The organism is Ciceribacter lividus (assembly GCF_003337715.1).
GTDB classification, from domain to species: domain Bacteria; phylum Pseudomonadota; class Alphaproteobacteria; order Rhizobiales; family Rhizobiaceae; genus Allorhizobium; species Allorhizobium lividum.
In genome coordinates, this window is the sequence record NZ_QPIX01000001.1 from 162496 (window position 1) to 186086 (window position 23591).

Below are 23591 nucleotides of genomic sequence, written 5' to 3' on the forward strand. Positions count from 1 at the left end.
ATCAACGACGTGGAGAGAGGTATTCTATGAAAATCAACTGTCTTGTCCTGGCCGCCGCGCTGGTCCTGCCTGCAGGTTTCGCCGCTGCCGACGGCGACCCGGTTGCCGGCGCCAAGGTTTTTAAACAATGCGCCGCCTGCCATACGGTCGACGGCAAGAACAAAGTCGGTCCGACGCTGCAGGGGGTGATCGGCCGTCCGGTCGCGACCGCTCAGGGGTTCAAGTATTCCAAGGCGATGACCGAATTCGGAGCTGACGGCAAGACCTGGACCGAGGACCTCCTGCAGTCCTACCTTCCCAAGCCGCGCGATCTCGTGAAGGGCACGACGATGACCTTCGTTGGCCTCAAGAAGGAAGACGACATCAAGAACGTCATCGCCTACCTGAAGGACCCGGCCGCCGCGCAGTAAGCGGCGCTTGCGGCATTGGAGCGAAGCCCCGTCGCCGTTCGGTGGCGGGGTTTTCTGTTCGCGCGCGTTCCGGTACTTCGCGCGGGAGGGGCTGCGGGCAGGCGGGGCCGCAATGGTCGGACCGGAGATTTCAGCTGATCTTTCGCAGCCTTACGTGGTAACCGTTGATCGGCGGCGAACCGCAGGGGAGGGAAGGACAATGGCGAAGCTCGAACTGTTCGACCGGAAAGTCGAGACGGTCCGTGTCGCCCTCGGAGACCTGCGAGAAGAGACGGCGCAGTCGACCGCGGCACTCGCGAGGATCGCGGCCGCCGAAGGCGGGATGGAGGGCGGAGAACTCGACGCGCAAGCCGCCCGTGTCGCCGAGACCATCCGTCGGCAGGAGGCGATTGTCGCGACGATCGCCGAGCTCGTTTTCGGCCTCGATCAAGCGGCGGCGGCGATTGCCGGCGAATTCGAGGCGATCAAGCGGTTCACGCGCCGCGAACGCTTCGTCGCGTTCTTCTCTGCGCGGAAAGCCGCAAGGATGCGGCATTCGCGCACGATGGAGCATACGCTTGCCGCAAGGCTCGAGGACCTGCTTTCGAAATCCGGCGCGATCCTTCGCCTGATCGAGGATGAGCGTGCGTTTGCCTCCGAGCAGCAGCAAAGGGCCGAGGGAGACCTCGTCCACCTGATCGAACGCCGGAAGGGGACGGCGCGCCTGCTCGACCTGGCGGCGCGGCAGCCCGACGAGTCCGGACTGTTCGCCGAGGACGCCCTGCTGGAACGCGCCACGTCCATTTTCCGGGCGCTGGTCGAATCGCTGAACGACGGCATCGCCGCCATGCAGACACTGCTCAACAAGCTCGCGATCGACGGGCAGCAACGACGTCTCCTCTGTCGGGCGGTCGAGGGCTGGGGCTTCGGCGGCTTCACGCCGGGCGTGGCGGGCGAGATCCACGCCACAAGCCAGGGCGCGCAGACTGCACGTGAGATCCGGCGTCGCAAGACGCTCGCCGACGACGCCTTTGCTCGTCGTTTCGTCAGGCTTCTGGAAAAGCACGACGCGTCCGGCTAAGACTTCCGGCAGGGCGGCCACGTCGCGCGCGGCTGCGGTGTGTTCAGCGGTGTCGAACGACATCGCAAGGGAAAGGTTCAGGGGGACAAATGGCAAAGCTTGCATTGGGGCACGCACTCGGAAGCAATGGCGGCGGGTCGTCTGCCGGCGGCAGCGGGCGGGCGAGAATTTTGCTCTACGTCGGTGTCGCCGCGATCGTCGCGGTCATGGGGAGCAAGTCGTTCTATACGGTCGACGAAGGGGAGCGCGGCGTGATCCTGCGGATGGGGGCGGTGGTCGGCACCGCCGAGCCGGGGCTGGGTTTCAAGATCCCGTTTCTCGACCGGGTCGTGAAGATCAGCGTCCAGAGCCGTGCCCAGATCTACGAACAGGTGGAAACCTATTCCCGCGACCAGCAGGCTGCGACGATGAAGCTCTCCGTCAACTACCGGCTTCCGGCGAACGAGGTCGAGCGCATCTACGCCGAGTACGGTGGCGAGGACGGCGTGGTGCAGCGCCTGATCGACCGGCGCGTCTTCGAACAGGCGAAGAACGTCTTCGGCAAGTTCAACGCCGTGACCGCGATCCAGGAGCGTGTGCGACTGAATGCGGAAACGGAAACCGCGATCCGCGATGCGGTGAAGGGACCGGTCCTCATCGACAGCGTGCAGATCGAGAACATCGATTTTTCGGACGCTTACGAGCAATCGATCGAAAACCGCATGCTGGCCGAGGTCGAAGTGCAGAAGCTGCGACAGAACGCCGAGCGGGAAAAGGTGCAGGCGGAGATCACCGTGACCCAGGCGAACGCCCAGGCGCAGGCCGTGCGCGCGCAGGCGGAGGCGCAGGCTGCGGCGACGCGGCTTGCCGGCGAGGCGGAAGCTGACGCCATCCGGGCGAAGGGGGCGGCGCTGCGCGACAACCCGGCGCTAATCGACCTCATCGCTGCGGAGCGTTGGAACGGCCAGTTGCCGGCAACGATGATTCCGGGTTCAGCCGTTCCGTTCATCGGAACCAAATAGGGCGGGCGTCGGCCGCTTCCCGGACGCTGTGTCGCGCTTGGTCTCGGCGGAAGCTGCTTCTATGATGCTGTCAAAGGCGATCGGCGGGTGCTTCGTCAGGCTGTTGCATCCCGCCCCGTCGAGACATATGTGCATGACGAGAGAAGCTCTCGCCATGGCTGCGACGGCATAAGGAGACGACCATGCTTGATCCGATCATTGCATTCTTCCATCGCGTCTTCAGCGCCGTCGGTCGTGGTGTCGGACTGGTCGTCGCCGGGCTGCTCTGGCCCTTTCTCGCCGCCCATGGATGGTATTCGCGCCGGACCTGGCTGGTCAGGGGGCCTATCCTCCTGTTCCTCCTGCTCGTCCTCGTCTTCTACGCCCAGTTCTTCTGGCGCACACAGGTCTGGTACAATTTCGATCCCGAATTCGTGAAAGCCTACAAGTTCGAGGAACGCACGGTTCCGGCCGGCCAGCCGGTCGCGGAGCGGCCTGGAACCTGTCAGAATTCGGCGGTCGTCAGTGTCGTCACCGACCTCACCGACGCCAACGTCAACAAGAACACCTGGATTTCCTCGACGCTGATCTACAAGCTCGGCTTCTTCGGGGTTGACTGGGATCACACGCCCTTCTTCGACAACAAGGCCTCCTTCCAGCGCGGCGTCAACCAGGTCGCCCGCCGTATGGCGATCGAGCTCGTCGACAATCTCGGCCGCGTGCGTGGCACGTCGAGCATCAACAACGACCTGCAGGATGCACGCGGCAATATCCAGTTCGACGAGGGTACATGGTATTTCGGCATCAGTCCCTTCGGTCTCAAGACGCCGACCCCGAGCTTCTACCGTGCGGCCATTCGCAACTGGACGAAGTTCAACGCCGATCTTTCCGCCTGCAAGGCCGTCGTCGATCCGCGCGCCGACAATCTGGTCCAGCTTCTCGACCGCTTGGCGAGCGATCTCGGCAGCACGTCCGACATCCTGCGCCGACGCTCGGAGGACTTCAACTCCGGCTGGTTCGACACCCGCGCGGACGACCGCTTCTGGTTCGCCTATGGCCAGCTCTATGGGCAGTATGCGGTGCTGCAGGCGGCGCGCGCCGATTTCGTCGACGTCATCCGCGAGCGCAATCTGACCGCCATATGGTCGGAGATGGAAAAGCAGTTGCAGGCGGCGCTCAGAATTCAGCCCGCGATCATCTCGAACGGCAGCGAGGACGGCTGGATCATGCCGACGCATCTCGCGACAATGGGCTTCTACATGCTTCGCGTCCGCTCGAACATGGTGGAACTCCGCTCGGTGCTCGATCGCTGAGGCGGTCGGACGCCGTCCTTCAGCGCGGCGCTGGTTGTCTGCAGGATCGGGAGGACGGAAAGCCGTCAGATCAGTTTCAGCCGGATCGCCTTGGCGACAAGCTGTGTGCGGTTTACGCAGTCGAGCTTCTTGATCGCGTTCATCATGTAGGCGTTGACCGTGTGGTCGGAGAGGGAGAGGATCTGTCCGATCTCGACCGAGGTCTTTCCTTGCGCAGTCCAGCGAAGCACTTCGAGTTCACGCGCCGAGAGAAGGTTGGCGCAGGCCTTTTCGGCGCGGCGAATGCGGTCGAACACGTCGAAGGCCTGCAGTGTGATCATGCCGAGTTCGTTGATTTCGGCCTGGGTCAGCGGCGGGCGGCTTCCATCGTAACGGAAGAAATAGCGGCTGGAATCGACCGAAGTCAGCGGAAAGATGAGACCCATCTTCAGCCCGTATTTCCTGAGCAGATCGAATATCACCTGCGGGAAGTCGAAATCGCAGGCGCCGTCGTCGTCGACGGTCCAGCATTGCGGCATCACCGACCGGCTGAGTTGCGGCAGGACCGGGCAGTAGCGCAGCAGGCGGTTGGAGTCGAACTCGCGGACGTACTGTGCGGGAAGGGTGGTTTCGAGGAAGTGCGGGGCCAGGAACTCGTCATCCGCAGACGGGACGGTGAGCACGGAAACATGCTGCAGCCCGAACCGCTCCGCCACCCGCATCATGCACTCCATGAATCCGGAACGTGTCTCGATGCTGGTAATCTCGCTGCTGAGGAGCGACTGGCGTTGGGCGGCTATCATCTGAGCGGGTTCGAACTAGACCTGTTAGAATGTTAACTTTAGCGAATATAGCAGAATGATTAAAAAGTCAGCTTTTTTTACCGCCGTCGCCGGCAGTGACGGGAATAATTTCGGGAAGCTTCGATTTATCGTTAAATCACAATATGTTATCTTTTCTATATGTCAGACGGGAAGGAGTGAGCCGGCTTTGACTTCCTCCATGACGGCATAGGTGTGCGTCTCGCGCACGCCCGGGAGTGGCAGAATCACTTCGGATAGAAACTGCCGGTAGGCCTCCATGCCGGCCACCCTGGCCTTGACGAGATAATCGAAGCCGCCGGCGACCATGTGGCATTCGATCACATCGTCGCTGCGCTTCACCGCCGCCGCGAAAGCGTCGAAGACATCGGGTGTGGTGCGGTCGAGCTTGACTTCGATGAAGACGAGCAGGCTGCGCCCGAGTTTCTGCGGCGAAAGGATCGCCATGTAACCGGTGATGAAGCCGTCGCGGGTCAGTCTCTTGACCCGCTCCGCCGTGGCTGTGGGCGAAAGGCTCACGCGTTCGGCCAGTTCGATATTGGTGAGCCGGCCCTCCTGCTGGAGGGCGCGGAGGATCTTGCGGTCGAGGCGGTCAAGCTCTTTCATTGTTCCCTACGGATATCGATATTCGTGGACATTTTCTCTGAGTCTATATCAAAACATGGCGAGTATCGCTAGTATGTTGTCGATATGTTGCCGATAACACGGAGGTGACAATGATCAACGCAGACATGCCCGCAGTTCCGCCCTTCAGCGCTCCCTTTGCCGGCGACGACGACGCTCTTCTCGGGCAACTTGCCGCGGAGATTTCCTTCACGCCTGCCCAGAATGCCGCCATCGATCGGCGTGCGACGCGCTTCGTCGAGGCGATCCGCGACAATTCCGGCTCGATCGGCGGGGTGGAGGATTTTCTGCGCGAATACGGGCTTTCCACCCGCGAGGGGCTGGCGCTGATGGTGCTTGCCGAGGCGCTGCTGCGCGTGCCCGATGCCCTGACGCAGGACCGGCTGATCGAGGACAAGTTGAAGGAAGGCGGCTGGAGCGAACATGAGGCGCATGGCGACAGCTGGTTCGTTTCGGCGTCCGCCTGGGCGCTCGGCCTGTCCGCCCGCGTCATCCGTCCGGGCGAGACGCCGGAGGGTGTCGTGCGCGGCCTCGTCAAGCGGCTCGGGCTTCCGACGGTGCGCAGCGCCACCAAGCAGGCGATGCGGTTCCTCGGCCATCACTTCGTGCTCGGCGAGACGATGAAGGATGCGTTGTCGCGTGCGGCCAAGAGCGAGGAGAAGGGCTATCGCCATTCCTTCGACATGCTGGGCGAGGGCGCGCGGACATCGGCCGACGCCAAGCGCTACTTCCAGTCCTATGCCGAGGCGATCGAGGCGATCGGCGCCTTCATGGCGAAGCACGGCAAGGGCAAGCGGCTGCCCGACCGCATGGGCATCTCGGTCAAACTCTCGGCGCTGCACCCGCGCTATCTCGCGACCCATCGCGACCGCGTCATGCGCGAACTGGTGCCCGACCTCCTGAAGCTCGCGCAGATGGCCAAGGCCCACGAGCTCAACTTCACCGTCGACGCGGAAGAGGCCGACCGGCTGGAACTGTCGCTCGACGTGATCGCCGCCGTCTTCGCCGATCCCTCGCTTGCCGGCTGGGACGGCTTCGGTCTGGCGATCCAGTCCTATCAGAAGCGCGCGCCGGAGGTGATCGACTACATCGACGCTCTCTGCACGGCCCATGGCCGGCGGATGATGGTTCGCCTCGTCAAGGGCGCCTACTGGGATACCGAGATCAAGCGGGCGCAGGAGCGGGGGCTCGACGATTATCCGGTCTGGACGCGCAAGCCGGCGACGGACCTCGCCTATCTCGCCTGCGCGAGCCGGCTGCTCGCCAAGCGGGCACGCATCTTTCCGCAGTTTGCGACCCACAATGCGCTGACCGTCTCGACCATCCTCGAACTTGCCGGCGCGGACCGCTCCGGCTTCGAGTTCCAGCGCCTCCACGGCATGGGCGAGGCGCTCTACAACAGCCTTCTCTCCGGCGAGGATCGCGTCGCCTGCCGCATCTATGCGCCGGTCGGCGGCTATCGCGACCTGCTCGCCTACCTTGTCCGTCGCCTGCTTGAAAACGGCGCCAATTCCTCTTTTGTCGCGGTTGCCGGCGACAAGAACGTGCCGGTCGCCAAGCTGCTGGAACGGCCGGCGGAGCGGCTCGGGCTCGATCAGGGCCGCAGCGTCCGTCACAGCCAGATCCCGCGGCCGCTGCAGATCTACGGCGCCCGCAAGAACAGCGCCGGATTCGAATTCGGCCATCGCGAAAGCCTCGCGCAACTCGTGAATGAACTCTCCGCCGCGCGTTTCGACATCGCCGCCGTGCCGCTGGTTCCGGGCGTGGCGCCGGCCGGCGAAGTGCAGCCGGTGCTCTCTCCCGCAGACCGGTCGCGCCGCATCGGCACGGTGGTGAACGCCACCGCCGCCGACGTCGACAAGGCGTTCGTTGCCGCCCGCAAGGGCTTTGCCGCCTGGTCGCGCGAGCCGGTCGAGACGCGGGCCGCCTGCCTCGAACGGATGGCGGAGCTTCTGGAAGCCGATCGCATCCGGTTCGTCGCGCTGCTTTCCGCGGAAGCCGGCAAGACGCTCGACGACGGCATTGCCGAGGTGCGCGAGGCGATCGATTTCTGCCGCTACTACGCCGGCGAGGCGCGGCGGCTCTTCGCCGAGGCGGAAGCGATGCCCGGCCCGACCGGCGAGGACAACCGCCTGTTCTGGCGCGGCCGCGGCGTGTTCGCCTGCATTTCGCCGTGGAACTTCCCGCTGGCGATCTTCCTCGGACAGGTGTCGGCGGCGCTCGTCGCCGGCAACGCGGTGCTCGCCAAGCCCGCGCCGCAGACGCCGCTCGTCGCCTACGAGGCGGTCCGGCTCTTCCACAGGGCCGGTGTTCCGGCCGACGTGCTCTGCCTGCTGCCGGGTGCCGGCGAAGTCGGCGCGGCGATCGCCGCCCATTCGAAGCTCGGCGGGCTCGCCTTCACCGGTTCGACCGCGACGGCCCAGGCGATCAACCGCTCGCTTGCCGCCAAGAACGGGCCGATCGTGCCGCTGATTGCCGAAACCGGGGGCATCAACGCGATGATCGTCGACGCGACCGCGCTCGGCGAGCAGGTGGCCGACGACGTGGTGATGTCAGCCTTTCGCTCGGCGGGCCAGCGCTGCTCGGCGCTCAGGATCCTCTACCTGCAGGAAGACATTGCCGACGGCATGCTGGAAATGATCGAAGGGGCGGCGCGTGAGCTCACCCTCGGCGATCCGGCACGGATCACCACCGATGTCGGTCCGGTGATCGACGAGAAGCAGCAGGCGATGCTGACCGGCCACATCGAGGACATGCGCAAGTCGCAGAAGGTCCGCTATGCCGGGACGGTTCCGAATACCGGCGTCTTCGTCGCCCCGCACATCATCGAGCTCGACCGGCCGGAGGCGCTCACCAAGGAAGTCTTCGGTCCCGTCCTGCACGTCGTGCGCTGGAAGGCGAAGGACCTGCCGAAGGTCGTCGAGGTGATCGCGGCGACCGGCTACGGGCTCACGCTCGGCGTCCACAGCCGCATCGAGGCGACGGTGCGCACCGTCGCCGAGACCCTCGATGCCGGCAATGTCTACGTCAACCGCAACATGATCGGCGCGGTGGTCGGCACCCAGCCCTTCGGCGGTTCGGGCCTTTCCGGCACCGGCTTCAAGGCGGGCGGACCGGCCTATCTGATGCGCTTTGCGCAGGAGCAGGTGGTCTCGGTCAACACGGCGGCCGCCGGCGGCAATGCGAGCCTGATCGCCATCGGCGAGGGCTGAGGACGAACCGGGTCGCCCGGCACCCGGGCGACCACTCTCCGATACCCGGGCCTGCGCCATTTGGTCCCGAAATCGTCGCCCGGAAACGCTTGCTGGGGCGCCGTCCGCCGGTTAAGGATCAGGTATATCACGCCGTTTTCGTGCAGGCGGAGAGCGCCTTGCCCGGTTTCAGGACGTGAGACAAAGGGGAGGGGTGTGCATGACCGGAATGAAATCGGATATCGAGATCGCGCGTGCGGCGGCAAAGAGGCCGATCACCGAGATCGGGGCGAAGCTCGGCATTCCGCCGGAGAAGCTCGTTCCCTACGGCCACGACAAGGCGAAGGTTTCCGCCGATTTCATTAAGTCGCTTTCCTCCCGGCCGGACGGCAAGCTCATCCTCGTCACCGCGATCAACCCGACGCCGGCCGGCGAGGGCAAGACCACGACCACCGTCGGCCTCGTCGACGGTTTGAACCGCATCGGCCGGAACGCCATGGTCTGCATTCGCGAAGCCTCCCTCGGACCCTGTTTCGGGGTGAAGGGCGGGGCGGCCGGCGGCGGCTATGCGCAGATCGTGCCGATGGAGGACATGAACCTCCATTTCACCGGCGATTTCCACGCGATCACCTCGGCGCACAACCTGCTTTCGGCACTCATCGACAATCACATCTACTGGGGCAACGAACAGGCGATCGACAGCCGCCGCGTGACCTGGCGCCGCGTCATGGACATGAACGACCGGGCCTTGCGGGAGATCGTCTGCTCGCTCGGCGGGGTCGCCAACGGCTATCCGCGCGAAACCGGCTTCGACATCACGGTCGCCTCCGAGGTGATGGCGATCCTCTGCCTTGCCGAGGATCTCGCCGACCTCGAACGCCGCCTCGGCGAGATCATCATCGGCTATCGCCGCGACAAGAGCCCGGTGCGTGCCCGCGACATCAAGGCCGACGGCGCCATGGCGGTGCTCCTCAAAGACGCCATGCAGCCGAACCTCGTACAGACGCTCGAGAACAATCCCGCCTTCGTGCACGGCGGCCCCTTCGCCAACATCGCGCATGGCTGCAATTCGGTGGTCGCCACCCGCACGGCGCTGAAGCTCGCCGATTACGTGGTGACCGAGGCGGGCTTCGGCGCCGATCTCGGGGCTGAGAAATTCTTCGACATCAAGTGCCGCAAGGCCGGCCTGCAGCCGGCGGCGGCGGTGATCGTCGCGACCGTCCGGGCGCTCAAGATGAACGGCGGGGTGAAGAAGGACGAGCTCGGGCAGGAGAATGTGGACGCGGTCGTCGCAGGCGCGGAAAACCTCGCCCGCCATATCGAGAACGTCCGCAAGTTCGGCGTCCCGGTGGTCGTCGCGATCAACCATTTCGGCTCCGACACCGAGGCTGAGATCGAGGCGGTGAAGCGCTGCGCCGCCCGCCAGGGCGCCGAGGCGATCCTCTGCCGGCACTGGGCGGAGGGCTCAGCCGGCATTACCGAACTCGCCACGCGGGTGGCCGATCTGGCGGACGCCGGCACCGCGCATTTCTCGCCGCTCTATCCCGACAAGCTGCCGCTCTTCGAGAAGATCGAGCGCATCGCCCGCGACATCTACCGCGCCGGCGAGGTGACCGCCGACAAGCAGGTGCGCGAGCAATTGCGGCTATGGGAGGAGCAGGGTTATGGCGGGCTGCCGGTCTGCATCGCCAAGACCCAGTATTCCTTCTCCACCGATCCCGGCCTTCGCGGCGCGCCGGAGGGCCATGTCGTCAACGTGCGGGAGGTGCGGCTTTCCGCCGGCGCCGGCTTCGTCGTGGCGATCACCGGCGAGATCATGACCATGCCGGGCCTGCCGCAATCCCCCGCCGCCGAGCGGATATTCCTCAATGAAGAGGGGTATATCGAGGGGCTGTTCTGAGGGGGAGGGGAGTGGTTGGTTGGAAGCGGACACTCACCGAAGGCGGCCGAGGGGTCTTCATCCGTTTTGGCCGATCTGAAAGGATTCGTCGACTTCTGAAAAATCGCTAGTGGACTTCATTTTTTCTACCTGCTATAAGGTGAAGAAAATGAAGTCGGAGCCTGTGGATGAGCACTGTTGCGAGCACTGCACTCTATCAGCATCCTTTTGACGCTCGTCGTCGTCTGATGGAGCTGGGCATTTCTGTCGAAGCCTTAGTCAAGGCTGTTCAGGCGGGGCACGTGGCCCGGTTGAACTGCACGGATAACGACCCACCGTTCATCCCGGGAACTGAGGCTTGGAGGATGGTTGTACGTACCCTGCGGGATGAATTGGTGCCTCTTGGTTGGCGCAAGGACGACCCGAGCAACTACTCTTTGGTGATCAATGATTCGAGCGAGATCAACATCGTAGTTGCGAGTGCCGACGATCTCACTTGCAGGTGGCCTGGCAGACCGAGAACCAAGTCCCTCAAGGGCCTCTTTACTGAGGCAGCTGTGTTGAAGAACAGGCTGGAGGGCGACCTTTTCCCCGAGACGGTGGAAGCTGATCTTCGGCGGGCTGCGACCGTCCTTAACTACAAGACGTATATGCTGCTCATAAACATTGATGATGAACAATGTCGGGCCGAGCTGTCCCTGCCGTCGAACTTCGACGACCAGATGGTGACCGACTGGGCTGAACGCATATTTATCCCCATACCTGGTGTGGACGGAGGCGTGCCCGAGAAAGTAGATGACGCGCCCGATATCGACGTGCCGGTGAAGCGCAAGGCTGCATAAAATGTTCAACAAATCGCGGCTGAAAGTCGCTCGTCAGCGCGCTGGGCTGACGATGCGAGAACTCGCGTCCAGAGTTGGTATCGAACCTCGTACTGTGACCGGCTATGAGGCTGGAGAATACCTGCCGAGCGATGAGGTCGCTCGGAGATTCGCGCGGGTACTCGGCTTCCCGTTGGAATTCTTCATGGCTGACGACCTGGACATACCCCAAGTGGAAGGTGTGAGTTTTCGGTCTATGAGCAAAATGACGGCTCGGCAGCGGGATGGTGCAATCGCCGCTGGCGCTGTAGCCTTCCTTTTGTCGGACTGGCTGGAAGGCGAGTTTGATCTGCCGGACGCTGATCTACCCGACATGCGAGAAGAGTTGCCTCAGACTGCTGCGGCTGGACTGCGAGACTATTGGGGCCTGGGCAACAGACCCATTAAGAACATGGTTCACCTGCTGGAGCTGAAAGGTGTTCGAGTCTTCTCTCTTGGAGAGGACGGCAAAGAAGTCGATGCATACTCATTGTGGCGGGGAGCACGGCCTTATGTCTTTCTAAACACTCAGAAATCGGCAGAGCGAAGCCGATTCGACGCTGCTCATGAGCTCGGGCACCTCGTGTTGCACAAGCATGCTGCGCCAAATGGCCTGGAGGCAGAAAAGCAAGCTAATGAATTCGCGGCGGCCTTCTTGATGCCCGAGGCGCCACTTCGGGCTGTGGGCCGCGTTTCAGGGCTTCCTAAAGTCGTGCAACTGAAGCAGGATTGGGCGGTGTCCGTTGCTGCTATGGCCTACCGACTGCACGAGATCGGCCTCCTTACCAAATGGAATTACCAGCAGATCTTTATCGAGATCTCAAGGCGTGGCTGGCGGGTTGAAGAGCCTTCGCCGATTCGACGCGAGCAGTCTCAGATATGGCATAAGGTGCTGGGTGAAGTTCGCCGGGAGGAACAGTTCGGATTAGTCGGTTTGTCCGAGCTTCTGTCGTTGCCTGAGGCGGAACTCGCGAAACTGTTGTTTGGTCTCGTGACCGTCGGTGTGCCGTCGTCCCCGCGGACGGCGCCAAGTACGCCTCCTCGTGGTCATCTAAGGCTGGTGAAATAATCTCCGAAACACGATCCTTCTGGGGATAGTATCTACCGCGCGAAACGGATCCTACGCATGCGGAGCTATCGAAACCTTGAACAGCAGTTCAAACGGCAGCATTGAGGAAGCCGAAAGGTGTCCTCAGATGCCCGAAACGGGGCAGATGCAGTCACCGAGTCACAGTCGCTCTACGGCAGGAGAACGGGTCGTGACCCCTAAGACCTGATCGTCAGGATACGGCCCTCAGTCTGTCCCCCGCTCACGCCAGCCCCCTGCTTCCGCTCCAGCCCCAAAACCATCCTCCCCCAACCGCCCATCTTCTCCGCCCTTCACCGGCAATACCGATACCCGCCCGTCCGCTTCCTCCCGTCGAGATGCATGTGGTCGCGGTGCGTCTCGTCGCTGCCGGGGGAGAGGAAGGTGGTGAAATAGAGGCAGGCGGCGGCGTTCAGCGCCCGCTGGAAGGCGGCGGTGCGATCACAGAGATGAGAGATGACGGCAAGATCGTTGCCGACGAGGATGTAGGTCAGACCCTCGTGCTCGCGCAGGTGCATCAGCAGGTTCAGGATTTCCTGTTGGATCGATACGTCGAGCGCAGAGATCGGCTCATCCAGCATCAGGATGAGCGGCGGTCCCTCCCCAGAGCGAGCTTTCGGGGCCGCGACATTTTCAGATGTCCAGAGGTAAGTTGGACAGCCGGCGAAGAGCGCCATTTTCTATGACGTAATTCTGCTCGAGACGTATTCCACCCCGGAGATTGTCACCGTACAAGCCGGGTTCGAGAGTGAACGTACAGCCCTCTTCAAAGATGTCGTTCGAACCCGAGTTTATGAACGGGCGCTCGACCGGATCCAGGCCAAGCCCGTGGCCCAAGTGATGGTCAAAGCGCCAGTCATCGCGGTGGCTATTCAGGATGGAAGCAACCTCCTGGAAAACTGTCCCGCATCGAACGCCCGGCCGGATCATGTCTTCGGCTATTGACAGTGCATGAACAACGCGGCCGAAGGCTTCCTCCTGCACTGGCGCTCGTGTCCCCGACACAGCGAAAGTCCGGCACATGTCGGAAAAATAGTTTCCGACAACCGCTCCGGCATCCACGGGCAGAAGATCGCCCTCCACCAGGGGCACGGGTCGAGGCCGGCCGCCTGGCTGTCCCCCGCGAAAATCGTTGCCTAGCTCCCCCATCGTCTGTCCCGCAGCCACAATTGCAGCTCCCTGAAATAGGGCAAACACTTCGGTTTCCAGAAGTCCGGGGGCGATATGCGGCGCAATCGCACGGTATCCAGCTTCATTGGCGGCAATGGCCGCGGAAATTAGCGCGACTTCATCCGGGTACTTGCGTCGGCGCATCGACGAGATATGCCCGGATATCGGTGTGGTGGTCTGTCCTGCGATATCGGTGCAATCCGCGCCAAGCGCCTTCGTTTTAGCCAGGCGGATATCCAACGCCGCAAGTCCCGCTCGCTCGCGGTCTTCGAAAGTGGTCGTGAACATCGAATCGTCGAACCGGACTGTTTCATCGGCGTAGACGTCAGACTCCATTGAATTGCCGACCGAGATCAAACCGAAGCCGTCACGGCCGACGAACCCCGAGGCTGGCGAGCTTCTCCATCCTCGCAATCCAAAAAAGTATGTCAGGTGCTGAGGTCGCGTGACCAGGGCCCCATCCAGGCCAACCTCAACAAGCCAATTGGAAAGGCGCGTACGACGCTCCCGGCAACCTGCGTCTTGCAGTCTTGCCAGTGCTGCGAGGTCCACAACATTTCTCTCGGGATAGAGCGAGGTGGGTAGGCTCATGGACAATCTTCTCCAACTTCGTCTCGCTCCTCTTTAGAGCCGACGCAGCATTCAAACTATTATCATCTATTCCTATACAATGCGGGCTTCTCTCTACAAGCTGGCATACGGTGTGAGGATGATCCGCCGGACAATGAACCTCCGACGCGGCCCCAGCAAAGGCTTGCGATGGTTGGTACTTTCGTTCCAATTGCGGACCGTGACCTTCCGAGCCCAAGTCGGTCATCTATCGCGGGCGAGCGGAGGTCCGCTCCCGCCGCAATCCCCCACGCCCCCATCTCCGCTGCCTTCACCGGCAATATCGATACCCACGCGTTCGCTTCATCACGTCGAGATGCATGTGGTCCTCGTGCGTGCCGTCGCTGCCGGGGGAGAGGACGGTGGTGAAACAGAGGCGGGCGGCGGCGTTCAGCGCCCGCTGGAAGGCGGCGGCGGTGGCCGTTGCGATCAACCATTTCGGCACGGACACCGAGGCCGAGATCGAGGCGGACGTCTCATGACGCGCCTTTGATCGTATTCCATCCACGGCATCACTTGAAAACCGGCGCCGCAGCGGATAAATCGAAACTATACAGTTAAACTGTATAATTTCGATACGATAGCTGACGGGAAGGATCACTCATGTCTGCCGACAACAAGGAGGTGGTTCGCCGCTTCAACATCGAGGTCATCCAAAACGGCAACGAGACCGAATTCCATGCCCTGATGGCTCCGGATTTCATCAACCACTCAGCGCCGCAGGGAATGCCGAATGGCCCGGACAGCATGTGGAACACCTTCCAGAACGTCCTTCGCCCCGCCTTTTCCGACCTGAAGATAACAATCCACGATCAGATCGCCGAGGGTGACAAGGTGACGACCCGAAAGACGATCAGTGGCGTTCACTCCGGCACATTGATGGGAATTCCCGCCACAGGCCGGGACGTCGCCATCAGCGTCATCGATATCGTGCGGGTGGAGGACGGCAGGTATGCCGAGCACTGGGGGCTGAACACCCTGTCCAATGTCCTCGCCGTACTGTCGAAGGCATAGCGGTCCGGGCTACATCAGCCGCTCGATGACGAGGATTGCGGCTTGAAGCGTCTGTTTGTCCTGGCTGGATAGCCGCTCTTCGATCAGGGCCGCAATCTTCGATGTCCGGGCTTCGCGGGAGCGGGACAATTCTTCCCGCCCCTTTGGGGTTATGGAAAGAAGTTGACTGCGCCCGTCGGCCGGATTGGGCAGTTTGTCGACCAGCCCGTCAAGCTCCAGCTGTGCGGTGACCAGTCGCATGCTCTGGTGTCTGACATTGCGGAGGTTCGCCAGTTCGGCAACACTCAGCGGACCGCTCCGATCAAGAAGCGACAGGGTCTCCGACTGAGACGTGGTCGGCGTATTCGCCTCACTCCTGACGAGACGGACAAATCTCCCAAGCGTGGCGCGAAGATCTTCCGCCAGTGCAAGCACATCCGTATGATTTTCAGAACTGGCTCGATCGCCGGCCATTCGCCTTTGCCTCCCGTGGAGAACATAGTTCCCTCCGGCATACACTGTCATGCGCCATGAGCGAAATAGCCCAGGCCGACAGGTGCGCAACTGGCGCAAATTCATCCTCCTACGCCTGCATCTTCCCCTGACTTCACCGGCAATACCGATAGCCGCCCGTCCGCTTCATCACGTCGAGATGCATGTGGTCCTCGTGCGTGCCGTCGCTGCCGGGGGAGAGGACGGTGGTGAAATAGAGGCAGGCGGCGGCGTTCAGCGCCCGCTGGAAGGCCGCGGCGAGATCGGAATCCTCCTGCCCGACGATCTTCATGGGAACCAGGCCCTTCTCGAATTCGAGGCCTGCGATGTCGATCGCGTTCCCGCGTGCGTGTTCCGAGATCTTTCCCGTGTCGGCACTGTTGCGCTTGCGGCAGACATAACCTGAGGCCTGGTGCACGACCTCGAGCCTGCCCATGTCCGGCAGGCCGAGGCGCGCCGCGGGCGCGATGAGATCGCGGGTCATGCGGGCGAGTTGCAGCAGCGTCTCGCAGCGCGCCGTCGCCTCGGGTTCGATCGCGACGTCGGCCGAGAGCCGCGTCATCGCGATCGGCTTGTCGATGCCGCAGCCCTCGCCGTCGTCGATGCGCGGGAGTAGCTTGAACGCCGCGCCGAGTTCCTTCAGTTCGGCCGTGCAGGCATCGAATGTCGCCTGGTCTTCGGTTTCGATCGGTGGCGGCGGAGGGGCGGGTACGGTCGGCGCTGCCGGTTCCTCTTTCTTCTCCGGTTCCGGTGCCGCCGGCTCTTGCCTTTCCTCCGGCTTTTCAGCGGGTAGGGGAGGCCCTGCGGCGGGGGCTTGGTCGGCCTGAGGCGGTTTCGGCAGGGGGAGCGGAGGATTGTCCGGCGCAGCCATGGCGGTGGCGGCGGCGAGTGCTGCCGCCAGCAGAAGAAGTCTCAGCAACCGTCCTGTCTCCGTTGTAGGGCCTGTCGACAACGGCCTAGCGCGTATTTGGTTTCATCGATAGCCGGAAATACAGTCCTCCAAGCCCTCTTGCGCGGCCGCCGGCTTGACGGTATGAGTTTCGTCATGACGACGTTTTTGAACATCGGTAACTGGTGGTGGGCTCGCTAACGCGGCCTTGACCAGTCATGTCCTAAAGACAAGTGACCCAAAGCCGCCCGGAAAACCTGAGGCGGCTTTTTTGTATTCAGGCGCCTCCATCCGGGCCTTGAACGACGGAGTGAAGAGAGAGCATGACGACGATCATTCGGGATGATGGCGGGGAGACCTATACCACCCGCGGCGGTATCAAGGTGACGCGCTCGCGCCGGGCGGCGCTCTATGCCGATGCCATCAACGGCTACATCGACAGGCTCGACGAGCGCCGCGGTGCGGTCTTCTCCTCCAACTACGAATATCCGGGCCGCTATACGCGCTGGGACACGGCGATCGTCGATCCGCCGCTCGGCATTTCCTGCTTCGGCCGCAAGATGTGGATCGAGGCCTACAACGAGCGCGGCGAGGTGCTGCTCTCCTTCATCACCGCAAGGCTGCGGACGGTCGCGGAAATCGCGCTCGGCGCCTCGACGGCGCGCCGTCTCGATCTTTCGGTCAACGAGCCCGACCGCATCTTCACCGAAGAGGAACGCTCGAAGATCCCGACGGTCTTCACCGTGCTCCGTGCGATCACCGATCTCTTCCATTCCGAAGCCGACAGCTCGATCGGCCTTTTCGGCGCCTTCGGCTACGATCTCGCCTTCCAGTTCGATGCGATCAAGCTGTCGCTCGAACGTCCGGAAGACCAGCGCGACATGGTGCTCTTCCTGCCGGACGAGATCCTCGTCGTCGACCACTACTCCGCCAAGGCCTGGATCGACCGCTATGATTTCGAGAAGGACGGCGTGACGACCGAGGGCAAGGCGGATGCGATCGCGCCGGAACCGTTCAAGGCGACCGACACGATCCCGCCGCGCGGCGACCATCGTCCGGGCGAATATGCCGAACTCGTGGTCAAGGCCAAGGAGAGCTTCCGCCGCGGCGACCTCTTCGAGGTGGTGCCGGGCCAGAAGTTCATGGAGCGCTGTGAGTCGAAGCCGTCGGAAATCTCCAAGCGGCTGAAGGAGATCAATCCGTCTCCCTATTCCTTCTTCATCAATCTCGGAAACCAGGAATATCTGGTCGGGGCCTCGCCGGAAATGTTCGTGCGCGTGTCCGGCCGGCGCATCGAGACCTGCCCGATCTCGGGCACGATCAAGCGCGGCGCCGACCCGATCGCCGACAGCGAGCAGATCCTGAAGCTTTTGAATTCCAAGAAGGACGAGAGCGAGCTCACCATGTGCTCGGACGTCGACCGCAACGACAAGTCCCGCGTCTGCGAGCCGGGCTCGGTCAAGGTCATCGGCCGCCGCCAGATCGAGATGTATTCGCGCCTCATCCACACCGTCGACCACATCGAGGGGCGGCTCCGCGACGGCATGGACGCCTTCGACGGCTTCCTCTCCCATGCCTGGGCGGTGACGGTGACGGGTGCGCCGAAACTCTGGGCGATGCGCTTCATCGAGGCGCATGAGAAGAGCCCGCGCGCCTGGTATGGCGGGGCGGTCGGCATGGTCGGCTTCAACGGCGACATGAACACCGGCTTGACGCTCCGGACCGTGCGGATCAAGGATGGGATCGCCGAGGTGCGCGCCGGCGCGACGCTGCTCAACGATTCCATGCCGGAAGAGGAAGAGGCCGAAACCGAACTGAAGGCATCCGCCATGATTTCTGCCATTCGCGATGCGAAATCCGGAAACGACGAAAAGTCGAAGCGCGGTGTCGCCGCCGTCGGCAAGGGCGTGAACATCCTGCTCGTCGATCACGAGGACAGCTTCGTCCATACGCTCGCAAACTATTTCCGCCAGACCGGCGCCACCGTGACGACCGTGCGCACGCCGGTCGCCGACGAGGTCTTCGACCGCCTCAAGCCGGACCTCGTGGTGCTTTCGCCCGGCCCCGGTACCCCGAAGGACTTCGACTGCAAGGCGACGATCAAGAAGGCGCGGGCGCGGCAATTGCCGATCTTCGGCGTCTGCCTCGGGCTGCAGGCGCTTGCCGAAGCCTATGGCGGCGAGCTGCGCCAGCTCGCGATCCCGATGCACGGCAAGCCCTCGCGCATCCGCGTTCTCGAACCCGGCATCGTCTTCTCCGGCCTTGCCAAGGAAGTGACGGTCGGCCGCTACCACTCGATCTTCGCCGATCCCGCGACGCTCGACCGCGACTTCATGATCACGGCGGAGAGCGAGGACGGCACGATCATGGGCATCGAGCACACCAAGGAGCCGGTCGCGGCGGTGCAGTTCCACCCCGAATCGATCATGACGCTCGGGCAGGACGCCGGCATGCGGATGATCGAGAACGTGGTTGCGCATCTCGCACGGCGTGCGAAGGAAAAGGCGGCGTGACGACGGCGAACGCTTGACCCCGTACCGCCATTTGTCATAGGGACCTGATTGCGAAACCGTCCACCGTCCGTGGGCGGTTTCGTCGTTGTGGAACTAGCGAATGCAATTCGCTTGCAAGTGCAGGGGCGGCAGGAAGATGACGACAGCGAGCAACGGTCTGGTAAGGCGCCTGGCCTTCTGGGGCATTCCCCTTTCGATCGGGGTGATGGGGCTGAAGCTCGTCGCCTGGAAGGTGACGGGGTCGGTGGCGCTGCTCTCAGACGGGCTGGAATCGACGGTCAACGTGGTGGCGGCGGTCGTCGCATTCTTCGTCATCCGCTACGCCCAGAAGCCGGCGGATTCGAGCCATCCGTACGGTCACCACAAGGCGGAGTATTTCTCCGCGGTCCTCGAAGGCGTGCTGATCGTCGTCGCGGCACTGCTGATCCTTCAGGAAGCGGTCGGTGCTCTCCCCAATCCGAAGCTTCTCGACGCACCGGTGCTCGGTCTTGCCATCAACTCGCTCGCGGCCGTCATCAACTGCGTGTGGGCCTTGACACTCATTCGTGTCGGCAAGACGCATCGTTCCCCGGCGTTGCAGGCCGACGGCCACCACGTGCTCTCCGACGTGGTGACGTCGGGCGGCGTGCTGATCGGCCTTGTGCTTGCCATAGTCACCGGCTACGCGATCCTCGACCCGTTGCTCGCCATCCTCGTCGCGCTCAACATCATCTTCCAGGGCTGGAAGGTGATCTCGCATTCCGTTGCCGGCCTCATGGACCAGGCGGTCACGCCGGAGGAGGAAGAGGCGATCAAGCAGACGATCAAGGAGAATTCCGAAGGCTCGCTCGGGGTGCATTATCTTCGGTCACGTCGAGCCGGTGCCGCCACCTTCGTCGCCTTCGACCTGGTGGTACCGTCCAGGATGACCGTGGGGGATGCCCATGTGATCTGCGACCGGCTGGAAATGGCCTTGCACAAGGCACTGCCCGGCACCCGCGTCACGATCCATGTCGAGCCGGAGAACGAAATGGCGCACGGCAACGGCGTCGAAATCTGAAGGAGTTTCATGATGAGCAAGACCGACGTTTCCGGGTTGACGCAGCTCGGTCAGTCCGTCGAGGCGCCCACGACCCCCGAATCCGCGGTCCTCGAACGCGTGCCGAACGGCAATGCCGGGACCGACTACGTCGTCCGCTTCACCGCGCCCGAATTCACGTCTCTCTGCCCGATGACGGGCCAGCCGGACTTCGCGCACATCGTCATCGACTACATTCCCGGCGACTGGCTGGTGGAATCGAAATCGCTGAAGCTCTTCCTCTTTTCCTTCCGCAACCACGGTGCCTTCCACGAGGATTGCTCGGTCTATATCGCCAAGCGGCTGGTCGACCTCCTGCAGCCGAAATGGCTCCGGATCGGCGCCTACTGGTATCCGCGCGGCGGCATTCCGATCGACGTGTTCTGGCAGACGGGCGAGGTGCCCGCCGGCGTGTGGCTTCCCGACCAGGGCGTTCCGACCTATCGCGGCCGCGGCTGAATCGTGTGCACCGGCCGGCTGCCGCGGAAAGGGCGGCCGGCCGTCGAAGATCGAGGAATAGCCCTCCCAGGATTGGCACAAATGAAAACGGCGGGCCTGGTGCCCGCCGTCCTGGTTTTGGGGATGCTCTCGGATCAGCCGAAGACGAGGGCCGCGCCGCCGAGTGCGGTCGCAGCGCCGAGAAGGCGAGTGGTGATCGTTCCCATGCGGGACAGCGAGATGCCGAGGCCGACGCCCGCCGCATGCAGGAGCGCGGTGGAGACGAGGAAGCCGAGGCCGAACTGCACGGCGCCGGCGGCACCGAGTTCGCCGCCATGGGCATGGCCGTGGAAGAGGGCGAAGAGGCCGACGATCGCCGCCGAGACCGCGGTCGGAAGACGGACGGCGGTTGCGATCAGCAGGCCGAGGCCGATGACGGAGGCCAGCACGGCCGGCTCGACGAAGGGCAGGCCGATGCCGGAGACCGCAAGCAGGAAGCCGACGGCCATGGTGGTCACGAAAGCTGCGGGAACGGCGAAGAGCGCACGGCCGCCGATCTGCGAGGCCCAGAGGCCGACGGCCACCATGGCGAGCACGTGGTCGGCACCGCTCAGGGGATGCGACACGCCGGCCATCATCGAGCCGTGCTCGGTCGGATCGAGGTGGGCGAAGGCCGGGGCCGTGGCAGCGGCGATGAAGGCGGCAGAAAGTGAAAGTCGTTTGAACATCTCTTGTCCCTCGGTTTGGTCGACACGGCGCCCGGAAATCGGTCACGCCTGCCCTCGAAGCTATAGGCCATCCGAACGCGTGACGTAAGCCGGTCAGCCCGGTTCGGCAGCAATTTTCGCACCGGTAACAAATACGCACAGCGAAATGAACGATCCCGGAGCCTTTGCGGCGCCGGGATCGGCAATTGCGACATTGGGCGCGGGACGGCGCGGTGGCGGAAGAAGCTCGCCTTACTTCTGGGCGTCGAGAACTTCGGCACAACGCGACAGGCTGAAGCCTTCGCCGGTCGTGTCGTTGCTCGCCCGAATCGCGCGAATGCGATCGGTCGCGTCGACGGTGATCTGCACCTCGCAGAAGAGTTCCTCGACACGGGCGGGAGAAATCATCTGCGGCTGCTGCGGCACGTAGACGCCCATGCTGCTCGTCGTCGTCTTGGTGACGGTGACGCCCGGCTCCTTTTCGCGGCTGGTCGTCTTGGTGACGGTCTTGCCGTAGACCGGCTGCTCGGCCGGTGTGGAATATTGCGCGGGGATGTACTGCGTCTTTTCCCCGCCACGCCATGTATAGATGGTGTTACCGCTGGCGGTGCGGAATTCCGAGACCGGCGGCCCGTAGCGGGAGAAGAAGAGTTCGGACGGCTGCCCGATCCAGCGCGACTGGATGACGGTGTTGGCTTCTTCCGTGGTCGTGCAGCTCACGAGTGCTGCAGCCACAAGCGCCAGTGCGGCGAGACGGATCTTCATGTCGGATACCCCTGTCGTTTCCCAGCCATCCGGCAGACCGTTCCCCTCGCAAGCGCGGTCGCGGGGTCCTCTCGATCTGTCGGCTTGTAGCGGCGACGTTAGTTCGCCGGCAAAAGGCGAGACAACAGGACACGTCCGGTCCGCCCAAAAATGGGCGGCATAACCCCCGGAAAACCGATGGACGGCGGCTTTTCACGGCTCGCCGCTTGCTCCGACGGCAGACGATCCCATATTCGAGATGGTTGCCCCATGTGCCCGGTTGCACGGGCCTTGCGAAGGAGACGCAAGCTTGATTGCCTTTGACAACAGCTATGCCCGCTTGCCCGAGCGCTTCTTCAGGCCGGTCGAGCCCTGCCCGGTCGCCGCACCGCGCCTCATCCGTTTCAATGCCTCCCTTGCCGACGAACTCGGCCTTGACCTCGGCGCGTTCGACGACGACGCGCTTGCGCGCCTTTTCAGCGGCAATGCCCTGCCGGAAGGGGCCGCCCCGGTTGCCATGGCCTATGCCGGCCATCAGTTCGGCAATTTCGTGCCCCAGCTCGGTGATGGTCGGGCGATCCTGCTCGGCGAAGTGCTCGACCGCCACGGAATTCGCCGCGACATCCAGCTCAAGGGGGCAGGCGAGACACCGTTCTCCCGGCAGGGCGACGGCCGCGCGGCGCTCGGGCCGGTGCTGCGGGAATATATCGTCTCTGAAGCCATGCACGCGCTCGGCATTCCGACGACACGGGCGCTTGCCGCAGTGCTGACGGGTGAGCCGGTCTACCGCGAGACGGCTTTGCCGGGGGCGATCCTGACCCGGGTCGCGGCGAGCCATGTCCGCATCGGCACCTTCCAGTATTTCGCCGTTCGGGGCGATATCGACGGCTTGCGTGCGCTCGCCGGTCATGTGATTGCCCGCCATTATCCTGAGCTTGCGGACTTGCAGGATCCCTATCTTGCGCTTTTCCGGGCGGTGGCGGCCTGCCAGGCGGCGCTCGTCGCGCGCTGGATGTCGATCGGCTTCATCCACGGCGTCATGAACACCGACAACATGACCGTCTCGGGCGAGACGATCGACTTCGGCCCGTGTGCGTTCCTCGATGAATACGATCCGCGCAAGGTCTTCTCCTCGATCGACCAACGCGGCCGCTACGCTTACGCCAACCAGCCGGGCATCGCCCAATGGAATCTGGCCCGGTTTGCCGAGACCTTGCTGCCGTTGATGGGCGGGCGCGAGGACGAGAATGTCGAAGCCGCCAACGAGGCGCTTGCCGAGTTCGGCCGCGTCTTCCAGGCGCGGTGGCTCGAGGCCTTCCGCGAGAAGCTCGGACTCACCGGCGAAGCTGATGACGATCTGCCGCTCGTCAACGATTTTCTCGCGCTAATGCATCGGGGTGAGGCCGATTTCACGCTGACCTTCCGGGCACTCGCCAAGCTCGCCGGCGGCGCGCCGGATGCGCCTCTGCTGGCACACTTCTCTGATGCGGAGGGCGTCACGAACTGGCTCTCCCGGTGGCGCGCCCGCCTAAGCGCCGATCTGCGGCCGGCCGCGGACCGTCAGGCGGCGATGGAGGCGGTCAATCCGGCCGTCATTCCGCGCAATCACCATATCGAGGCGGTGATCTCCGCCGGTCTCGCCGGTGATTTCAAACCTTTCGAGCAAATGCTGAAAGCAACGTCGAAGCCTTACGTCGAGCGGCCGGAATTCGCCGCCTTCATGGAGCCGCCGAAGCCGGAGGAACGGGTCGCGCGGACCTTCTGCGGGACGTGAC

Annotated in this window: 20 protein-coding genes and 2 pseudogenes; 13 read left to right on the plus strand and 9 right to left on the minus strand. The window is 63.3% G+C overall.

Features of this window, described 5'->3' with window-relative positions; all coding sequences use genetic code 11:
• The first annotated feature begins 26 nt into the window (after positions 1 to 26).
• From DFR48_RS00845 to DFR48_RS00860, 4 genes are all read left to right on the plus strand, one after another.
• A complete protein-coding gene (locus tag DFR48_RS00845) occupies positions 27 to 410 on the plus strand; it encodes a c-type cytochrome (protein ID WP_114361272.1) in 384 nt (127 codons plus the stop codon).
• A gap of 199 nt (positions 411 to 609) precedes the next feature.
• Positions 610 to 1470 carry a hypothetical protein gene (locus tag DFR48_RS00850; RefSeq protein WP_114361273.1) on the plus strand — a complete coding sequence of 287 codons (861 nt, stop codon included), beginning with the start codon at positions 610 to 612 and terminating at the stop codon, positions 1468 to 1470.
• A 206-nt stretch (positions 1471 to 1676) separates the two neighbouring features.
• Positions 1677 to 2471: a prohibitin family protein gene (locus tag DFR48_RS00855; protein ID WP_114361796.1), complete on the plus strand. Its 795-nt coding sequence runs from the start codon at positions 1677 to 1679 to the stop codon at positions 2469 to 2471.
• A gap of 182 nt (positions 2472 to 2653) precedes the next feature.
• Positions 2654 to 3763, plus strand: a complete 1110-nt coding sequence (locus tag DFR48_RS00860) for a DUF2333 family protein (RefSeq protein ID WP_114361274.1) — start codon at positions 2654 to 2656, stop codon at positions 3761 to 3763.
• 65 nt (positions 3764 to 3828) lie between these two features.
• Here DFR48_RS00860 and DFR48_RS00865 read toward each other — a convergent pair whose 3' ends face one another.
• Together DFR48_RS00865 and DFR48_RS00870 are read right to left on the minus strand one after the other, a co-directional pair.
• On the minus strand, positions 3829 to 4545 hold the full coding sequence (locus tag DFR48_RS00865; RefSeq protein ID WP_114361275.1) for a helix-turn-helix transcriptional regulator: 717 nt from the start codon (positions 4543 to 4545) through the stop codon (positions 3829 to 3831).
• 162 nt (positions 4546 to 4707) lie between these two features.
• A complete protein-coding gene (locus tag DFR48_RS00870; RefSeq protein WP_114361276.1) occupies positions 4708 to 5169 on the minus strand; it encodes an Lrp/AsnC ligand binding domain-containing protein in 462 nt (153 codons plus the stop codon).
• A 110-nt stretch (positions 5170 to 5279) separates the two neighbouring features.
• On the opposite strand from DFR48_RS00870, the gene putA reads away from it, so the two are divergent.
• The 4 genes from putA (at position 5280) to DFR48_RS00890 (ending at position 12186) form a co-directional block, all read left to right on the plus strand.
• Entirely contained in the window at positions 5280 to 8399 is a 3120-nt protein-coding gene (putA, locus tag DFR48_RS00875) for a bifunctional proline dehydrogenase/L-glutamate gamma-semialdehyde dehydrogenase PutA (protein WP_245415483.1), read from the plus strand.
• 199 nt (positions 8400 to 8598) lie between these two features.
• Positions 8599 to 10278 carry a formate--tetrahydrofolate ligase gene (locus DFR48_RS00880; RefSeq protein ID WP_114361277.1) on the plus strand — a complete coding sequence of 560 codons (1680 nt, stop codon included), beginning with the start codon at positions 8599 to 8601 and terminating at the stop codon, positions 10276 to 10278.
• A gap of 167 nt (positions 10279 to 10445) precedes the next feature.
• The gene (locus tag DFR48_RS00885) at positions 10446 to 11099 is read left to right on the plus strand and encodes a hypothetical protein (protein WP_114361278.1); all 654 of its coding nucleotides are present in this window, start codon (positions 10446 to 10448) and stop codon (positions 11097 to 11099) included.
• A 1-nt stretch (position 11100) separates the two neighbouring features.
• Positions 11101 to 12186 (plus strand): ImmA/IrrE family metallo-endopeptidase, encoded by a 1086-nt coding sequence (locus DFR48_RS00890; protein WP_114361279.1) that lies wholly within the window; start codon positions 11101 to 11103, stop codon positions 12184 to 12186.
• A 311-nt stretch (positions 12187 to 12497) separates the two neighbouring features.
• On the opposite strand, the pseudogene DFR48_RS00895 reads toward DFR48_RS00890, so the two are convergent.
• From DFR48_RS00895 to DFR48_RS22135, 3 genes and pseudogenes are all read right to left on the minus strand, one after another.
• Positions 12498 to 12797: pseudogene (locus DFR48_RS00895) on the minus strand (extensin family protein); the annotation flags it as partial.
• Positions 12798 to 12837: 40 nt separating this feature from the next.
• Complete coding sequence (locus tag DFR48_RS00900; protein WP_114361281.1) at positions 12838 to 13965, minus strand: M24 family metallopeptidase; 1128 nt, start codon at positions 13963 to 13965, stop codon at positions 12838 to 12840.
• Between the two features lie 289 nt (positions 13966 to 14254).
• Positions 14255 to 14392, minus strand: a pseudogene (locus DFR48_RS22135) (extensin family protein); the annotation flags it as partial.
• A gap of 194 nt (positions 14393 to 14586) precedes the next feature.
• Between DFR48_RS22135 and DFR48_RS00910 the strand changes: the two are divergent.
• On the plus strand, positions 14587 to 14997 hold the full coding sequence (locus DFR48_RS00910; protein WP_114361283.1) for an ester cyclase: 411 nt from the start codon (positions 14587 to 14589) through the stop codon (positions 14995 to 14997).
• A 9-nt stretch (positions 14998 to 15006) separates the two neighbouring features.
• Here the strand turns inward: DFR48_RS00910 and DFR48_RS00915 are convergent, their stop codons facing one another.
• Together DFR48_RS00915 and DFR48_RS00920 are read right to left on the minus strand one after the other, a co-directional pair.
• Positions 15007 to 15450 (minus strand): MarR family winged helix-turn-helix transcriptional regulator, encoded by a 444-nt coding sequence (locus DFR48_RS00915; protein ID WP_170141767.1) that lies wholly within the window; start codon positions 15448 to 15450, stop codon positions 15007 to 15009.
• Positions 15451 to 15583: 133 nt separating this feature from the next.
• Positions 15584 to 16387, minus strand: a complete 804-nt coding sequence (locus tag DFR48_RS00920; RefSeq protein ID WP_245415484.1) for an extensin-like domain-containing protein — start codon at positions 16385 to 16387, stop codon at positions 15584 to 15586.
• A gap of 293 nt (positions 16388 to 16680) precedes the next feature.
• On the opposite strand from DFR48_RS00920, the gene DFR48_RS00925 reads away from it, so the two are divergent.
• From DFR48_RS00925 to queF, 3 genes are all read left to right on the plus strand, one after another.
• Complete coding sequence (locus DFR48_RS00925; protein ID WP_114361285.1) at positions 16681 to 18870, plus strand: anthranilate synthase; 2190 nt, start codon at positions 16681 to 16683, stop codon at positions 18868 to 18870.
• 136 nt (positions 18871 to 19006) lie between these two features.
• Positions 19007 to 19909, plus strand: a complete 903-nt coding sequence (locus DFR48_RS00930; RefSeq protein WP_114361286.1) for a cation diffusion facilitator family transporter — start codon at positions 19007 to 19009, stop codon at positions 19907 to 19909.
• Positions 19910 to 19921: 12 nt separating this feature from the next.
• Positions 19922 to 20386 carry a preQ(1) synthase gene (gene queF / locus DFR48_RS00935; protein WP_112690879.1) on the plus strand — a complete coding sequence of 155 codons (465 nt, stop codon included), beginning with the start codon at positions 19922 to 19924 and terminating at the stop codon, positions 20384 to 20386.
• Positions 20387 to 20520: 134 nt separating this feature from the next.
• Here queF and DFR48_RS00940 read toward each other — a convergent pair whose 3' ends face one another.
• Both DFR48_RS00940 and DFR48_RS00945 read right to left on the minus strand, forming a co-directional pair.
• Complete coding sequence (locus tag DFR48_RS00940) at positions 20521 to 21093, minus strand: HupE/UreJ family protein (protein WP_114361287.1); 573 nt, start codon at positions 21091 to 21093, stop codon at positions 20521 to 20523.
• A 231-nt stretch (positions 21094 to 21324) separates the two neighbouring features.
• Positions 21325 to 21837 carry a hypothetical protein gene (locus DFR48_RS00945; RefSeq protein ID WP_114361288.1) on the minus strand — a complete coding sequence of 171 codons (513 nt, stop codon included), beginning with the start codon at positions 21835 to 21837 and terminating at the stop codon, positions 21325 to 21327.
• 238 nt (positions 21838 to 22075) lie between these two features.
• Between DFR48_RS00945 and DFR48_RS00950 the strand changes: the two genes are divergently transcribed.
• A complete protein-coding gene (locus DFR48_RS00950; protein WP_114361289.1) occupies positions 22076 to 23590 on the plus strand; it encodes a protein adenylyltransferase SelO in 1515 nt (504 codons plus the stop codon).
• Position 23591 lies beyond the last annotated feature (1 nt).

Bases quoted from the DNA above. Each gene is read 5' to 3' on its own strand.
- DFR48_RS00925 (WP_114361285.1), top strand. From the start codon at position 16,681: ATGACGACGATCATTCGGGATGATGGCGGGGAGACCTATACCACCCGC.
- DFR48_RS00940 (WP_114361287.1), bottom strand. From the start codon at position 21,093: ATGTTCAAACGACTTTCACTTTCTGCCGCCTTCATCGCCGCTGCCACG.
- DFR48_RS00950 (WP_114361289.1), top strand. From the start codon at position 22,076: ATGGTTGCCCCATGTGCCCGGTTGCACGGGCCTTGCGAAGGAGACGCA.
- DFR48_RS00855 (WP_114361796.1), top strand. From the start codon at position 1,677: ATGGGGAGCAAGTCGTTCTATACGGTCGACGAAGGGGAGCGCGGCGTG.
- DFR48_RS00870 (WP_114361276.1), bottom strand. From the start codon at position 5,169: ATGAAAGAGCTTGACCGCCTCGACCGCAAGATCCTCCGCGCCCTCCAG.
- DFR48_RS00850 (WP_114361273.1), top strand. From the start codon at position 610: ATGGCGAAGCTCGAACTGTTCGACCGGAAAGTCGAGACGGTCCGTGTC.
- putA (WP_245415483.1), top strand. From the start codon at position 5,280: ATGATCAACGCAGACATGCCCGCAGTTCCGCCCTTCAGCGCTCCCTTT.
- DFR48_RS00900 (WP_114361281.1), bottom strand. From the start codon at position 13,965: ATGAGCCTACCCACCTCGCTCTATCCCGAGAGAAATGTTGTGGACCTC.
- DFR48_RS00945 (WP_114361288.1), bottom strand. From the start codon at position 21,837: ATGAAGATCCGTCTCGCCGCACTGGCGCTTGTGGCTGCAGCACTCGTG.
- DFR48_RS00845 (WP_114361272.1), top strand. From the start codon at position 27: ATGAAAATCAACTGTCTTGTCCTGGCCGCCGCGCTGGTCCTGCCTGCA.
- DFR48_RS00915 (WP_170141767.1), bottom strand. From the start codon at position 15,450: ATGGCCGGCGATCGAGCCAGTTCTGAAAATCATACGGATGTGCTTGCA.
- DFR48_RS00860 (WP_114361274.1), top strand. From the start codon at position 2,654: ATGCTTGATCCGATCATTGCATTCTTCCATCGCGTCTTCAGCGCCGTC.
- DFR48_RS00910 (WP_114361283.1), top strand. From the start codon at position 14,587: ATGTCTGCCGACAACAAGGAGGTGGTTCGCCGCTTCAACATCGAGGTC.
- DFR48_RS00930 (WP_114361286.1), top strand. From the start codon at position 19,007: ATGACGACAGCGAGCAACGGTCTGGTAAGGCGCCTGGCCTTCTGGGGC.
- queF (WP_112690879.1), top strand. From the start codon at position 19,922: ATGAGCAAGACCGACGTTTCCGGGTTGACGCAGCTCGGTCAGTCCGTC.
- DFR48_RS00865 (WP_114361275.1), bottom strand. From the start codon at position 4,545: ATGATAGCCGCCCAACGCCAGTCGCTCCTCAGCAGCGAGATTACCAGC.
- DFR48_RS00880 (WP_114361277.1), top strand. From the start codon at position 8,599: ATGACCGGAATGAAATCGGATATCGAGATCGCGCGTGCGGCGGCAAAG.
- DFR48_RS00890 (WP_114361279.1), top strand. From the start codon at position 11,101: ATGTTCAACAAATCGCGGCTGAAAGTCGCTCGTCAGCGCGCTGGGCTG.
- DFR48_RS00885 (WP_114361278.1), top strand. From the start codon at position 10,446: ATGAGCACTGTTGCGAGCACTGCACTCTATCAGCATCCTTTTGACGCT.